The following is a 15,711-nucleotide window of genomic DNA, read 5'->3' as shown; positions in this document are numbered from 1 at the left end:
TTGAGAATAAAGAAACAACATTCAATTTATTACTCTTATTTTAAGCGTTTTCATCGCAACGATACTATTTATGACCGCATGAAAAAACGATGAGCCAGACAAGCGATGGTGACGGGCTGCTCATACCAATTTCAAAATACGATAACATTCAAGGAACAAGAGATGCACAAATCATTTTAGTTGAATACGGTGACTATCAATGTCTTTCCTGTGGTGAGGTTCATAGGATGATTCAAGAGATTCAGCAACAGATCCAATTATGCTTTGTATTCCGCCATTTCCCGCGCATACACATTCATTTTCAAGCACAAAAGGCAGCAGAAGCCGCAGAAGCCGCCGCCGCGCAAAATAAGTTTTGGCAGATGCACAATCTCTTATTTGAGAATCAATATGCTCTTAACAATGGACATCTTCTAGAGTATGCCAATGAGATACAGCTTGATATCAATCGATTCCTTCAGGACATGACGGGTCATGTTCATGCCGAGCGGGTCGCTCAGAGCATTCAAGGCGGTATACAAAGCGGTGTCAGTAATACGCCAGCTTTATTTATTAACGGAGTTCGCTATAGGGATGCTTGGGATACAGAGAGATTACTTGCAGCGATGCTCGACTAGAAGTTACGCCAACACGCAAGCTAAAAATCTGTTGTTTCAACCAATATCCATAGCACGGCTGAACTTAAACATGCTACTGCTCAAGTTTATTAGTGAAATAGCGATCGCTATTTCCAGTTTGAAACTCATATTGTCACAAATATTCCACAGGTTTCAACAGGAGGTTCACAAATGAAGATTTTTGTTGCAGGGGCAACAGGGGCGATCGGTCGTCCCTTAATCGCGCAACTGCTAGAGCAAGGACATGAAATAGTTGCGTTGACACGTTCTTTAGAAAAAGCACAAACTTTAGCTAAACAAGGCGTGGAATTGGCGATCGCAGATGTGTTCGATGCCGATGCTGTGAAAGCTGCCATGACTCGCACTCAGCCGGAAGTAGTGATTGAACAACTTACTTCCCTGCCCAAAACCTATACTAGCGAGTCGATGAGCGCAGCTTCAGCCCTGAATACACGCATCCGTCGAGAAGGGGGAGCCAATGTGCTGGCAGCAGCGCAAGGGGCTGGTGTGCGCCGTTATCTCAGGCAGTCGATCGCATTCTGGGCGATTCCCGGCGCAGGCTTGGCAGACGAAGAAACGCCATTAGCTTTTGATGCCTCGCCTGCGGTTGCAGCAGATGCTCACATAGTCACGGAGATCGAGCGTGACTTACTAGGGAACCCCAACCTAGAAGGAATTGCGGTGCGTTATGGATTCCTTTACGGGCCTGGTACTTGGTTTGCTCCCGATGGTGATGTTGCCCAACAGGTGCGACAGCAACAGTTCCCAATCGTTGGGAATGGGGAAGGTGTCTGGTCGTGGATTCATATCGAAGATGCAGCGATCGCCACAGTTGCAGCAGCAGAACGAGGCAATTCTGGCATTTACCTAATTACAGACGATCAACCCGTAGCCGTGCGTCAGTGGCTTCCTGCATATGCCAAATGGCTCAATGCTCCACCACCTCCGCAGGTATCGGTTGAGGATGCTCTGCGAATTAGTGGTGCGGATGCTGTCTATTATGGTACTCAGATGCGAGGCGCATCCAATGCTAAAGCAAAACGCGAATTAAATTTTCAGCCCCGACCTTTGGAATGGATGGTTAACAGCGCCGTGGCTCATACCAGTTAAGAATTTAGGGGAGAAGAGAGATGAAAATTGCTCAATATGGAACAGCGATCGTGGTCATCCATGCGATCGTACATGGACTGCATGGTTTAGCACATGTGGAAATTCCAGTTCCCCTCTCAATACTTCAAAGTTTATTTGTGGGTATTGTGATTTATGCGATTCCCATCATTGCAGTCGTTTTACTTTGGACACAGTTTTACCGTATTGGTAGCTGGATCTTACTTTTTTCAATGGCAGCATCAATCCTTTTTGGAATCTACAATCATTTGATCGTAATTAGTTCGGATCATGTGTCTCAAGTTTCCTTTGCAGGTTGGGGATTGCTATTCCAAATCACAGCCATTCTGACATTAATTGTGGATGGATTTGGCTGTTGGATTGGCATTTGGGCATTGAAAACCATTCAGGAACCAAAAAAGGTTATATGAATTGTTGCGATTATTTTAACCACCATCATCTGTTATTGTTTACTTGCTTCTAATTTAGAGCAGTTTTCTTTCATTAGAAGTACACACTGAATTAGCCAATTTCTCATTGTAAGGTATTTAAATGAACCAGATACTCAAGAATAAACGCGCACTCATTACTGGAGGCAGTCGCGGCATTGGGGCAGCGATCGTCAAGCGTTTAGCAAGTGAAGGCGCTGATGTCGCCTTCACATATACTAGTTCACCTGATCGAGCTAACGAAATTGTGCAGGCAGTACAGGCGCTAGGTGTCCAAGCTCTTGCTATCCAAGCCGACAGTGCCGATGCCAGTGCGGTGGTCGCGGCTGTTGAAGCCACTGTGAACAAATTAGGCAGCATTGATATTCTCGTCAACAATGCAGGCGTACTGGCGATCGGCCCAATCGACGATTTCACGTTGGCGGACTTTGATCGAACCTTTGCCATTAACGTGCGTGCCGTGTTTGTGGCGACGCAAGCCGCAGTCAAGCACATGAAAGAGGGCGGACGCATCATCAACATCGGCAGCACTAACGCCGAACGTATGCCATTTCCTGGCGGCGGCGTATATGCCATGAGTAAATCTGCTCTGCAAGGGCTTGTGCAAGGGCTGTCGCGTGACCTTGGCCCACGCGGAATTACGATCAACAACGTGCAGCCTGGGCCGATCGCTACGGATATGAATCCCTCGGAGGGAGAGTTTGCCGAGATGCTCAAAAAGCACATTGCGGTAGCTCGCTACGGCACGGTTGACGAGGTTGCGGGGCTGGTTGCTTATCTGGCTGGCCCTGAGTCCGGTTACATCACAGGTGCAAACCTGATGATTGATGGAGGGTTCAGCGCATAACTGCCGTAGGTGAATGCCTAATACCAATTCGTAATTCAGCAAGCCGGATTTATCCTGAGCTTGGCTCTGTTGCTTGATTTTAGAGAATTGGCATAAGTCAGGGGTAAATTCCTGGAATCCCGGTTTAGCGATCGCATTTATTTCTCATAGAGGTTGATAAGATATGTTTGATCTTGACCAAACTATTAAAGACCGCCACTCAACACGCAAATTCTTATCTCAACCAGTGCCACGGGCTTTGCTCGATGAAGCTCTCACTCTAGCGCAATTAGCACCATCAAATTCAAACATCCAGCCGTGGCGGTTGGTGTTTGCCCAAGGTGGATGCCGCGATCGCTTGCAAGAGGCTTTACTAAACCAAGCCAAGCAGCAGCCTAACGTCTCTCCTTTGCCTTCCGCCTTCCAGCATTACCGCCAGGAATTAGGAGCGCAAGTCTACGGGGCGATGGGGATTACTCGTGACGATAAAGCGAATAGACAGTTGGCCGTTTTGCGTAATTACGAATTTTTTGGCGCACCAATGGTTGCTATTGTCTGTATGCACCGAGATTTGGGCGTTGCCGATGCTTTAAGTGTGGGGATGTATTTACAAACGCTGGTGTTGAGCTTAACTGCTCGTGGCATTGGCACTTGCGTAGAGGTTTCGCTAGCGGATTATCCCGAAATCATCCGTAACGAATTGAACATCTCACCGGAATTATTAATCATTTGTGGTTTAGCCGTTGGCTATTCCGATCCTGATTTTCCCGCTAATCATCTGCATATAAGCCGTGAGTCCGTTGAGAAAAACGTTTCGTTTCAGGGCGATTGACAAAAGGCTGGATTGTTTTCTACTAGAGGCTAAATACAAGTGCAAAAGATTGTCTGCGTTCTTACTGCCATTTATGGTTGGAAAATTCTTTGACCGTACTAATTTTAGATTTTAAATTTTGGATTTTGGATGATTTTTTGTTCAAGCCCAGCCCCTGGTGGGCGGAACAAATCGCGCTGCTTCGTCAATCCAAAATCTCCAAGCTGCATCCCCTTGTGGGTGCAGTCAATCCAAAATCATCAATCCAAAATCTAAAATTGTTTGACTTGTTTGATTCAGGAGATTTTATGTTTAACAAGATTCTAGCTGCAATTGACCGTTCCCCCAATGGTAATGCTGTTTTTGATGAAGCGCTGACTCTAGCAAAGGCAACTAAAGCAAGCCTGATGCTGTTGCATATCCTATCTAGTGAAGAAAAAGATAGCCCCCAAACACCTACACTGCTTACTCTTGAATATCACCCATTACATAAAGAACTTCTAGAGGATTATTGGAAGCAGTGGCAAAGTTACGAAGAAGAGGGTTTCAAGTTATTGCGATCGTATACAGAGTCAGCAACCAATGCAGGGGTAAGCACTGAATTTACCCAAAATTCTGGCAATCCCAGCCGGAATATCTGTGAACTTGCTCGAACTTGGGGCGCTGAATTAATTGTGATCGGTCGTCGAGGGCATTCTGGTTTGAATGAATTGATTTTAGGCAGTGTGAGTAATTATGTTTTTCACCATGCTCCTTGTTCCGTGCATGTTGTTTATACTCCAGTTGCTCTTAAATCTGAAGTACCCGTGGTCAATGAAGCTCAAGTAGTTCATTAAGAATGGGCTATGAATTGGTGGTAATGCAAAAGTTAAATTCATAAACTTCAAGCTTTTGCCTTAGTTGTTGTCGTGGAATCGAAATTGTTCTCAACAAGTAAATACTAATTCAGGAAATTTAGACATGGATAATGTAATAGATCCGACCAATTCACCCGTTGTAATACCACCCGAAGTTACATTGGTTCCTAATAACTCACTATTGACGGAGACACCAGAAGAAGGACGACAACTAGCAGTCAAAATGTCACGCTTAATTATTAAATTGACTCAGCCGGATGAAGAAAAACGCAACCAACTGCGAGATGTTTATGGCAATGATGCCATGATGCTAATTGCCGTTGGACAGACGGTTGCAACAGAGTTTGCCACGATCGCAGCTGCTAATAACTACTGGCGCAAATAATATCTCGAAATCGTCAAATCAGGGATTTGTTCTGATTCTAGAGGAATACAGTATGAAAGTTTTGATTCAAGCGATCGTCAGTTTTTTTGTATTTATTGTCGATTTCGTCTACGGAAATCGTTCTTACCCTCGGTTTTATGTGCTGGAAACAATCGCTCGCGTTCCTTATTTTTCCTATCTCTCGGTGCTGCATCTTTACGAGACGCTGGGTTACTGGCGCAAAGCTGACTTGTTGAAAGTTCATTTCGCCGAAACTTGGAACGAATTACATCATCTGTTAATTATGGAATCAATGGGTGGTGATCGCTATTGGATTGATCGCTTCGTTGCTCAACACATTGCAGTAGCATACTACTGGGTAGTCGTCCTCATCTATATGCTGTTTCCCAAGTATGCGTATTACCTAATGGAACTGATTGAAAATCATGCTTACCATACCTACGACGACTACTTGAAAGCTCATGAAACAGAACTGAAAGCTCAAACAGCGCCCAAAGTCGCAATTAACTACTACCGCGATGGCGATCTCTATATGTTTGAAGAAACCCAGTTTACATCAGATCATAAATTTCGCCGCCCGAAAGTGGATAATCTCTACGACGTATTCGTGAATATTCGAGATGACGAATGCGAACACGTCAAAACAATGGAGGCGCTCCAGCTACCAGAAGCACGGCAAACTTTCAAAAGTCCCCATACTGTTTTTGAATTGGTTCCTACCAGCGTCGAACAACAGGATTGATTCCATAAACCTTGAAATAACAGGAGATAAATCATGGTATACCCCTCCAAAAATAATCCTGAAATGACAGCTAATCTGCGGGAATTAGCAGATTACACGAAACCCGGAGTGACTCGCAAAGCGTTAGTACAAGATGAACAACACAGTTTCTCTTTACTCTGTCTGACGGCTGGAACAAAAATGCCTGAGCATACTGCTCCTCGGAATATTTCGGTGACTGTAATCGAAGGACGGGGAGTACTTACTCTGCAAGGACGTGAAATTACTTTGGAACCAGGAGTATTTGTTTATTTGCCTGCAAACACCCACCATGCGCTCCATGCCTTGGAAAATCTTGCATTTCTGCATACATGAAGTTGAATATACAAGTGAGGATGTTATGACTCAATACGATTATGTGGTAATCGGTGCTGGTTCAGCAGGCTGTGTTGTTGCCAACCGTTTGACAGAAGATGGTGAAACAACAGTGTTGTTACTCGAAGCAGGCAATCCGGCGACTAAACCAGAGATCCAGATTCCTGTAGCTTGGCCAAGCTTGCTAGGAACGGAGGTTGATTGGGCTTACTGGAGTGAACCAGAACAACACCTCAATAAGCGGAAAATTTTGTGTTCCCGTGGTAAAGTCACTGGTGGCTCCAGTTCACTCAACGCCATGATATACATTCGAGGCAATCGCCACGATTTTGACTGTTGGCAAGAACTCGGCAATCCCGGCTGGAGTTACGCAGAAGTATTACCTTACTTCAAGAAATCAGAAAACCAGCAGCGAGGCGCGTCCGAATTTCACGGTGTTGATGGAGCCTTGAGCGTTACTAATCCGCTCGCGCCTGCTGTCATGTCAGAGCAATTTATCACAGCAGCAGAGCAACTCGGCTACGGCCGCAATCCCGATTTCAATGGCGCACAACAAGAAGGTGCGGGACTATATCAATTAACTATCAAAAATGGTAAGCGACATAGTGCCGCCGCCGCATTTCTTGTGCCGATTCTGGCTCGTCCTAATTTAACTGTTCAAACTGGTGCATTAGTGACTCGACTATTGTTTAAGGGAACTTGCACGGTTGGGGTTGAATATTTACACCAAGGAACACTGCACCAAGTTTATGTCAATCAGGAAGTGATTCTATCGGCAGGTGTGTTCGATTCTGCCAAGCTATTGATGCTCTCTGGAATTGGTTCGGCGGAACATCTACACGCCTTCGACATTCCAGTGATTGTTGATTTGCCTGGGGTGGGTAAAAATCTGCAAGATCATCTACTGGCGGTTGTTGGCTACCAATCGAGTCAAGCGCAACCTGCGATCGCACCTACCAGTAATATAGTCGAAGCTGGGCTATTTCTGCATAGCGGTAAAACTAACGAAGTTGCACCAGACTTACAGTTCCTCTTTAGCCCGGCTCTGTTGTCTCCAACTCTTACCCATGATGTTTCAGGAGCCACATTGGTTGTTTGTCTGATCAAACCTCAAAGTCGTGGTACTGTGACGCTGCGCTCAACAAATCCACTCGATCCAGCCGTTATTCAAGTGAACTATCTTCAGTTTGAGACTGATTTACAAGTGCTGGGAGAAGGCATGAAAATTGCCCGTCAACTTGCTCATTCTGCTGCTTTTGATAAAGTCTTGAGGGAGGAAGTGGCTCCCGGTAAAGATATAACCAGTGATGAAGCGATCGCTGATTACATTCGACAAACTGCTAATACCTATTGGCATCCTGTGGGTACGTGTAAAATGGGCAACGATGTACTGGCGGTAGTTGATGCTCAACTCCGAGTTCACGGAATTGAAGGATTGCGCGTTGTCGATGCCTCTGTAATGCCAACCATTCCATCTGGAAATACGAACGCATCTACGATCATGATTGGTGAAAAGGCAGCCGACTTAATTAACCCCAAAAGTAACGAAAAATCCAGCATCCTGTCTTAGGTATATAGCCCAACTTTTGCATCTACACCTGCGATGATAGAAAAGGCGATCGCTTCTGGAATGAGTGCTAATATAGTCGGTGTATATATTAAAATTAATGTCACTTGAGTAAAATCTTACGTAGTTTTGCAGATGTTTGCGTTGATATAGCTGTAGCCACACAGTGCGCGGACATTTTCAAAGCTTGAATGCAGGGAATACGTTGCCTTCTGTTATGTGACTTGTAAGCTCCCAGTGGTACTTTTGAGCTTAAAGTTAGGGAGTACAAGCTTTACACCTTTAATCATATTAATTTGACACTGCAACATTTAAAAACTCATACTAATTTGAAAAATGATTGCGACAAATGGATTACTGAAAAGTTCACTAATGAAGCATTTCAAAATCCAAAATCTAAAATCTAAAATCCAAAATGGTATCACTGTACAAATGTTGTAGTTTGAGCGCTCAATTTGGGAACTATATCTGATGAGAGATATTGTCTCAACTTAACTGGTTTGTGAGCAATGGCAGTATCTGTTGGATATTGTAGTTCTCCTTGAGGATTGGGCAAAAATCACGTATGAGCGTAACGAACCGAATAATAGGTTTAATATCTACAAAAAACGGACATCTTTCACTTGAAAGGTGGTTAAGACAATACATACCAAAGCTTGGGCTATCGTCATCGTTGTCTGTTGACCTATCATTTCTAGGATCTGCCATGTTGGGGCTGATACTTACACCTCAGCTCGTGATGCCTGGGCTTTTTCAGTTATGAAGAAGAGTTTATCTTTTCTAAAAACCCGCTCTTTCCCCTTGCAGTTGGTATTAATTGTACCCTTCGTATTGCAGATTTTTGGGGCAGTAGGATTGGTTGGGTATGTGTCATTCAAAAATAGTGAGAAAGCGGTTCAAGATTTGGCAAAGCAGTTGATGAAACGTACTAGCAGCCAAGTAAATAGCCATCTAGAAACCTATTTGGCAATTCCGCATCAAATCAACCAAATCAATGCTAATGCCATACGTTTGGGATTTTTAAATGTACGCTATCGCCAAAATGTTGCCAAATTTTTCTGGCAGCAAATGCAGGCTTATGATGTGACTTACATTAGCCTGAATCTACCTACAGGGGAAGGTGCTGGAGCAGCACGTTACGATGGTAAAACTGTCACCATTGATGATACGACTAAATATACATCTAGTAACCCTAAAAACAACACCACTTATCTGACAGATCACGATGGCAATCCTACTCAAGTTATCGATACGTCGACTTGGGACACTGTTAACGAGGTTATTTACACCGAACCCATCAAAGCCGGAAAACCTATCTGGAGTAGAATCTACACCTACTACCAATCTACATATCCACCCTACATTGCGGCATCAGCAGGTCGCCCAGTTTATGATGCTAAAGGTCAATTGTTGGCTGTGGTAGGGGTAGATATTCATCTGTTAAAACTGAGTAAATTTCTCCGCACATTAGATATCAGCCGCTCTGGGCAAGTATTTATCCTAGAGCGAAATGGCATGTTGGTAGCAAATTCCGCTCTAGAACAGCCTTTTACTGTTACCAGTCAGGAAATTAAACGCATCAAAGCCACAGACAGCCCCAATCCGGTTGTGAGCGCTTTAGCAAAAGATATCCAAAAGCGTCTTCCAGACCTGCATACCCTCACTCATGCTCAAGACCTCAAAATCAATTTTCAAGGACAGAAGTACTATACAAATATTGCGCCTTGGCGTGACCAATATGGCTTGGAATGGTTCATCATTACCAGCGTGCCAGAAAGTAGCTTTATGGCACAAATCAACGCTAATACCCAAACTACTATCTGGCTTTGTATGGGAGCATTGGCAATAGCAACGGTGAGCGGGATTTTCACCTCACGTTGGTTAGCAATTCCCATCCTGCGCGTTAATCAGGCGAGTCAGGCAGTAGCAAATGGTAACTTAGACCAAATAGTTATCGGCAGCAGCATTCAAGAACTGCAATCTCTTACCCATTCCTTCAACCAAATGGCCGGGCAACTGCGTGAATCCTTCACTGCTTTAGAAACAAGTAAGGCAGAACTAGAGCATCGAGTACTAGAACGGACAGATCAATTGCAACAGGCCAAGGAAATCGCCGAAGCCGCCAACCGCACCAAGAGCGAATTTCTCGCCAACATGAACCACGAACTGCGGACTCCACTCAATGGCATTCTCGGCTATGCCCAAATCCTCCTGCGTGACTCTGCTACTACCCCAAAACAACTTAAAGGACTGGGTGTAATTCACCAGTGCGCTTACCACTTGTTAACCCTGATCAACGATATTTTGGATCTGTCGAAGTTGGAAGCCCAGAAGATGGAACTCTATCCCCAGGACTTCCACTTAGCAAATTTCCTCGCCTCCACCGTTGATATCTGCCGAGTTAAGGCTGAACAAAAGGGTGTGGAGTTTTATTATCAGCCAACCGCCAACCTACCTACTGCCATCCACGCCGATGACAAGCGGTTGCGGCAAGTTTTATTGAATTTGCTCAGTAACGCCGTCAAGTTCACCGATGTCGGCATAGTCAGCTTTCGAATCGAAGTTGTTGATGTACCAATTGAATCAGACCATATCTGCCGGATTCGTTTCCAAATCAAAGATACGGGTATCGGCATTCCTCCAGACAAACTGGCAACGATTTTCTTACCCTTTGAACAGGCAGGAAAACGAGAACGCAATATTGAAGGTACTGGTTTGGGCTTGGCTATCAGCCAGCAGATAATTGAGAAGATGGGCAGTACCATTCGAGTTGAGAGTGTACTTGGTCAGGGAAGTTGCTTCTGGTTTGAAGTAGATTTGCCTATAGCTTCCGACTGGACACCAGAACAGACCAACCATGAAAAAGTGATTGGTTATCAAGGCGAACGACGGAAAATTCTGGTAGTTGATGACTACTTAGAAAACTGCTTGGTTGTAGTCAATATGTTGGAACCGTTGGGCTTTAAGTTGGCACAAGCCAGCGATGGACAAGCTGGTTTTAACACCGCCTTACAAATGCGTCCCGACTTGATCATCACTGACATACATATGTCTGTTATGGACGGCTTAGAAATGACTCGTCGCCTACGCCAATTGTCTGACTTTGCCACCATCCCCATCATCGCTTCTCCCGCCACTCTCTCCCAAGTGGATATGCACAGCAGTCTGGAGGCTGGATGTAATATCTTTTTGCCAAAACCCATCGAGTATACAGGGTTATTAGCTGAATTAAAGCGACTTTTACAGTTGCAATGGGTTTATGAAGCTTTACCAGAAACCGCCCCAGCCGTTGCAACAACTGACAATGAAGCTGACCTAGTGCTACCCCCACCGACAGAACTCACTGCCCTTTACACCGCTATCCAAGGTGGATTTATGACCGATGTCCAACAACAAGCACAGCGAATTAAGCAATTAGCGCCTGAATATGCTGCTTTTGCTAACCGGGTTCTGGAACTGTGCCATAACTTTGATGATGAAGCCATTCTACGTTTGCTGGAAAGGGCAATATAATCATCTACCTTACGCCGAAACACTCTATTGATTTTAGGTATGTAACTATGTCTGTTGATTGCTTGGCTCAGGAAAATACAATTTTAGTTGTGGACGACACCCCTACCAATCTACAAGTTTTGTTTGATTTGCTTACTGAAAAGGGATACCGAGTAGCGATCGCCAAAAATGGTGAAACTGCCCTGCAACGTCTGCAAATGTCTCAACCTAATTTGATTTTATTGGATGTGATGATGCCAGGAATCGATGGCTTTGAAACTTGTCAACGACTCAAAGCCAATCCTGCCACTGGCGACATTCCGGTGATTTTCATGACCGCTCTTTCTGACTCAGTGGATAAAGTCAAAGGCTTAAGCCTGGGTGCAGTGGATTACATCACCAAACCGATTCAGAATGAGGAAGTGTTGGCACGCATCCGGGTACATCTGCAACTGCGTCATGCTACTCGTAGCATGGAACAGCGCACACAAGAACTCAATCAAGCATTAGAAAGCCTTAAAAAAGCCCAACTACATTTAGTACAGGGTGAAAAAATGTCGGCTCTGGGTCAGTTAGTGGCAGGAATTGCCCACGAAATCAATAATCCTGTAAATTTCATCCACGGCAATCTTTCCCATGTCAAGGAATATACTCAAAATTTAATGGAATTTGTCCAACTCTACCAACAGCACTATCCCAACCCAGTAGCGGAAATTCAAGAGCGGGCCGAAGACTTGGATGTGGAATTTTTGCAAGCGGATTTGTTGAAGATGTTGGGTTCGATGGAAATGGGCAGTGAGCGTATTCGCCACCTCGTCCTTTCTCTGCGTAACTTCTCCCGTTTGGATGAATCCGAATTTAAACCCGTCGATATTCATGCAGGCATTAATAGCACGTTAGTGATTTTACAACACCGTCTTAAAGCCAAACCGAATTTTCCCGCCATTCAAGTCATTAAAGACTACGCACAGTTACCGGAAGTTGAATGCTACCCCAGTCAACTTAACCAAGTATTTATGAATATTTTGAGTAATGCGATCGATGCTTTAGAAGAATCAAACATCACCTCCCCTACCATCACCATCCGTACTTCTGTTATCGATACCAACTGGGTCACAGTTGGCATTGCTGATAATGGAGTCGGCATTCCAGAATCGATTTGCTCTCAACTGTTCAATCCTTTTTTTACCACCAAACCCGTTGGGAAAGGAACTGGTTTAGGGCTATCAATTAGCTATCAGATTGTCACCGAAAAACACGGTGGTAAAATTGAGTGTCATTCTACTGTAGGACAAGGAACCGAGTTCGTCGTGCAAATTCCGGTGCGGCAGGTCATGACATAAATCGCTTGAGTTTGTTGATAAAGTGCTAGTAAACTTCCTGCTTGTTGTTCATTTTTGTAATTACAACTTATTGTTTATTCCAGTATTTTGATATCTCTATTGAAACTGCAACAGCAAAACATTGAGTGCCAATTTGCAGGTGATTCATTCATCTGCATCATAGATAAAATTTATGCTTTAAAGTAGAAAATAGGTGATAACTAATTTTTCTTAAAAAAGCAATGAGAATATTAGGTTTGGTTGTGCCTGCTTTACTGATACTTAACACACCAGCGATCGCAGTTGAGTTTAAAGGGCAAAATATTGATGGACAAAAGCTCCCTGCGAGAGCTTACTATTATGCGACTGGTGGAGTATACAAAGTTCAAGTAATCTTTGACAAACAACTAGCCAAAATCTATTTTGAAGACGGCAACCAGATAACTATACGGTTGAATAATCCGGTAATCGTTGATTCAAATAATATTGAAGGTTTTGGCAAGTTAGGGCAATATCCTGTCAGTAATATACTCAGTGTAGGCTTGGCATATGATAATGATTGGACTAATACTACTGGTAGTCAATTGCAACAGTCTAATTCGTTAGAAGGGTTATGGAGAATAAGTTTAGATTGACCACTATCGTATGTGGGAAGGCTAGGATTAATAGGTCATAGAGAAAGTGTGTATCACTTTGTGGCTCCTGATGATGGGCAGGTTGCAATTTTGTCTTATCAATTGACTAGCCTAAAAAACTTGTAATCTTAATCGATATAATCTGTTGGTATTTGTTTTTCAACAGTACTATCTGAAATTGGACGAATACCATCTACTTCTAAAGTATCTTGAAATTGAAAACTATTCTTAGTAATTGGACGTTGACCATCTATCTCCAAGATTTCCTCTATCTCTAATTCATTAGGGTCAATTGGACGTTTGCCATCTACGTTTAGCATCTCACCGTCTGGCAAATCACTTTTAGCAATTGGGCGTTGACCATCTATATCGATTGTTTTGTCTGAGTAATTTTCAGACTTCTCAATTGGGCGCTGACCATCTATGTCAATTGTTTCCTTAATTTCCACGTTACTAGGATCTACTGGACGATGACCATCTATATCAATTGTTTTAGTTGTTTGTTCCATTTTGTTTGATGATGAATCAGAAAGCATATAATTTTATATAAATATTGGGTAAATAGATTGTGCAAATTGTTGCTCAGAATTAATAATCTACCTAAATACAGTTACAATTTTCTCTATCATAATAAATATTCTATCTCTAACTTGAGAGTGGTCTGTTACTTCTTATGACACACTTATTTATCACTATTACTTAGGGCTGGCTGAATAAGGGCGAAAGATAGCAGAATGAAGAGTTTCAGGGTCAGGAAAGAAAAATAAGGTGAAAAGAAAAAGGGTAAGATAAGTAAAAATCCTTGTAGCAAGTTGCGTTAAAATGTATCGAAGAGCGCAAAAGCAAGAAAAAGCAGCAGAAAACTTTGAACTACCCTTTGGGGGAAAACTAGCGTCAGATAACCGATGGGTAATCATGGCGAACATGATACCTTGGTCAAAATTTGAAGCAGAGTACGCAGAAATATTTTCAGCAAGAATGGGAGCGCCAGCCAAAACATTTAGAATGGCGTTGGGAGCATTAATAATTAAAGAAAAATTAGGAATAAGTGACAGAGAGACAGTAGAACAAATTCGGGAGAACCCGTATCTGCAATACTTTATAGGAATGTCAGCATATAGTAATGAATCTGCATTTGACCCGTCAATGCTAGTTCATTTTAGAGAAAGGATAGATATAGAATTAGTCAATAAAATCAATCAAGAAATAGTCAGGAAGATGTTAGAAAATAAACAGGAGGTAGAAGTAAGAGCAAAAAAGCCAGAGGTCGAGGATTCAAAAAGTAAGCCAGCCAATAGAGGAAAATTAATATTAGATGCTAGTTGTGCGCCAGCAGACATAAGTTATCCGACAGATTTAGGATTATTAAATCAAGCCAGAAAGCAAACAGAAACAATCATAGATACATTATATAAGTCCTTATTAGTAAGAAATATCAACAAACCAAGAACCTACAGAAACAAAGCAAGAAAGGATTATTTAGCAGTAGCCAAGAAAAGAAAACCAACAGTTAAAGAAAGAAGGAAAGCTATCAGAAAGCAACTGCAATATATCAACAGAAATTTAACTCATATTCAGCAGCTAATAAATTTAGGTGCGTCACTATTAAAACTGAGCAACAGTCAATATAAGATGTTGCTAGTAGTAGCAGAAGTTTATCGTCAACAGTTATGGTTATATGAAAATCAAAAAATTAGTATACAAGACCGCATTGTCAGTTTAAACCAACCACACATTCGTCCGATTATCCGAGGTAAAGCCGGGAGAACAGTAGAGTTTGGGGCTAAGTTTTCAGCTAGTTACTATGATGGCTATGTATTTTTAGACCATATTAGTTGGGACAACTTTAACGAATCAGGAGACTTAAAATCACAAGTAGAAGCATACAAAAACTACACCGGATATTATCCTGAATCAGTTCATGTTGATAAGATTTATCGGACGAGGGAGAATCGAGCTTGGTGTCAAGAAAGGGGAATTAGAATTAGTGGCCCACCACTAGGTAGACCCCCCCAAAATGTCAGCCCTGAAAAGAAGAAACAAGCCGCTTATGACGAAAGGATTCGTAATTGTATTGAGGGCAAGTTTGGACAAGGTAAACGAAGATTTAGCCTTGGTAGAGTTATGGCTAAACTTCCTCATACTTCTTTCACCGCTATTGCCATAACTTTTTTAGTTATGAATCTTTCTACTCTGCTATTACGGCTTTTTTGTGTATTTTTTTGCCTATTTTTCAAAACTGAGTCTTTTTTTACTTCTTCTATTATCGAAACTGATATTTCATTAAACCTTAAACAACAAAAACTTATCTTTTTTCTGGACTGACTACTTAATCAATTTTTCTCTTCCTTTGAAATGACTTTTTCAGCAAGCCCTACTTAGTTTGAGTTAAAACTGAGTAATAGAATAAAACTAAAGGGTAATAGCTGAGAAGCTAAAGCCCGTTCCTGAGAATTTTGTCAATATAAATATCCATATCGAGTAAATTGATATTTATGCCAGATTTATTAACATTGTGAAAAGAATCTGCAAGTTTCTTCGGCAGAA

At 42.7% G+C, this 15,711-nt stretch carries 15 protein-coding genes; 14 read left to right on the top strand and 1 reads right to left on the bottom strand.

Features of this window, described 5'->3' with window-relative positions; translation table 11 throughout:
• Nucleotides 1-89 precede the first annotated feature (89 nt).
• The 13 genes from NSMS1_RS24255 (at nucleotide 90) to NSMS1_RS24195 (ending at nucleotide 13,164) form a co-directional block, all read left to right on the top strand.
• Complete coding sequence (locus tag NSMS1_RS24255) at nucleotides 90-617, top strand: DsbA family protein (RefSeq protein ID WP_224087251.1); 528 nt, start codon at nucleotides 90-92, stop codon at nucleotides 615-617.
• A 171-nt stretch (nucleotides 618-788) separates the two neighbouring features.
• Nucleotides 789-1,727 (top strand): NAD-dependent epimerase/dehydratase family protein, encoded by a 939-nt coding sequence (locus NSMS1_RS24250; protein ID WP_224087250.1) that lies wholly within the window; start codon nucleotides 789-791, stop codon nucleotides 1,725-1,727.
• 20 nt (nucleotides 1,728-1,747) lie between these two features.
• Nucleotides 1,748-2,155, top strand: coding sequence for a hypothetical protein (locus NSMS1_RS24245; protein ID WP_224087249.1), 408 nt, complete (start codon nucleotides 1,748-1,750; stop codon nucleotides 2,153-2,155).
• Between the two features lie 121 nt (nucleotides 2,156-2,276).
• Nucleotides 2,277-3,020, top strand: a complete 744-nt coding sequence (locus NSMS1_RS24240) for an SDR family oxidoreductase (RefSeq protein WP_224087248.1) — start codon at nucleotides 2,277-2,279, stop codon at nucleotides 3,018-3,020.
• Between the two features lie 163 nt (nucleotides 3,021-3,183).
• Nucleotides 3,184-3,831 carry a nitroreductase gene (locus NSMS1_RS24235; RefSeq protein WP_224087247.1) on the top strand — a complete coding sequence of 216 codons (648 nt, stop codon included), beginning with the start codon at nucleotides 3,184-3,186 and terminating at the stop codon, nucleotides 3,829-3,831.
• Between the two features lie 89 nt (nucleotides 3,832-3,920).
• Entirely contained in the window at nucleotides 3,921-4,646 is a 726-nt protein-coding gene (locus tag NSMS1_RS24230; RefSeq protein ID WP_317986532.1) for a universal stress protein, read from the top strand.
• A gap of 124 nt (nucleotides 4,647-4,770) precedes the next feature.
• Nucleotides 4,771-5,052 (top strand): hexameric tyrosine-coordinated heme protein, encoded by a 282-nt coding sequence (locus NSMS1_RS24225; RefSeq protein WP_224087246.1) that lies wholly within the window; start codon nucleotides 4,771-4,773, stop codon nucleotides 5,050-5,052.
• Nucleotides 5,053-5,104: 52 nt separating this feature from the next.
• Entirely contained in the window at nucleotides 5,105-5,794 is a 690-nt protein-coding gene (locus NSMS1_RS24220) for an alternative oxidase (RefSeq protein WP_224087245.1), read from the top strand.
• A 33-nt stretch (nucleotides 5,795-5,827) separates the two neighbouring features.
• A complete protein-coding gene (locus tag NSMS1_RS24215; protein ID WP_224087244.1) occupies nucleotides 5,828-6,148 on the top strand; it encodes a cupin domain-containing protein in 321 nt (106 codons plus the stop codon).
• A 25-nt stretch (nucleotides 6,149-6,173) separates the two neighbouring features.
• On the top strand, nucleotides 6,174-7,718 hold the full coding sequence (locus NSMS1_RS24210; protein ID WP_224087243.1) for a GMC family oxidoreductase: 1,545 nt from the start codon (nucleotides 6,174-6,176) through the stop codon (nucleotides 7,716-7,718).
• 756 nt (nucleotides 7,719-8,474) lie between these two features.
• The gene (locus NSMS1_RS24205; protein ID WP_224087242.1) at nucleotides 8,475-11,228 is read left to right on the top strand and encodes a hybrid sensor histidine kinase/response regulator; all 2,754 of its coding nucleotides are present in this window, start codon (nucleotides 8,475-8,477) and stop codon (nucleotides 11,226-11,228) included.
• A gap of 47 nt (nucleotides 11,229-11,275) precedes the next feature.
• Nucleotides 11,276-12,550, top strand: coding sequence for a sensor histidine kinase (locus NSMS1_RS24200; RefSeq protein ID WP_224087241.1), 1,275 nt, complete (start codon nucleotides 11,276-11,278; stop codon nucleotides 12,548-12,550).
• A 221-nt stretch (nucleotides 12,551-12,771) separates the two neighbouring features.
• Nucleotides 12,772-13,164 carry a hypothetical protein gene (locus tag NSMS1_RS24195; protein WP_224087240.1) on the top strand — a complete coding sequence of 131 codons (393 nt, stop codon included), beginning with the start codon at nucleotides 12,772-12,774 and terminating at the stop codon, nucleotides 13,162-13,164.
• A gap of 128 nt (nucleotides 13,165-13,292) precedes the next feature.
• On the opposite strand, the gene NSMS1_RS24190 is transcribed toward NSMS1_RS24195, so the two are convergent.
• Nucleotides 13,293-13,673, bottom strand: coding sequence for a hypothetical protein (locus NSMS1_RS24190; RefSeq protein ID WP_224087239.1), 381 nt, complete (start codon nucleotides 13,671-13,673; stop codon nucleotides 13,293-13,295).
• Between the two features lie 313 nt (nucleotides 13,674-13,986).
• Between NSMS1_RS24190 and NSMS1_RS24185 the strand changes: the two genes are divergently transcribed.
• On the top strand, nucleotides 13,987-15,489 hold the full coding sequence (locus NSMS1_RS24185; RefSeq protein WP_224085439.1) for an IS5 family transposase: 1,503 nt from the start codon (nucleotides 13,987-13,989) through the stop codon (nucleotides 15,487-15,489).
• The last annotated feature ends 222 nt before the right edge of the window (nucleotides 15,490-15,711 follow it).

Source organism: Nostoc sp. MS1 (assembly GCF_019976755.1).
Taxonomy (GTDB): domain Bacteria; phylum Cyanobacteriota; class Cyanobacteriia; order Cyanobacteriales; family Nostocaceae; genus Trichormus.
Note: the sequence above shows the minus strand (reverse complement) of the source record. Positions and strands in the feature narration are given on the sequence as shown.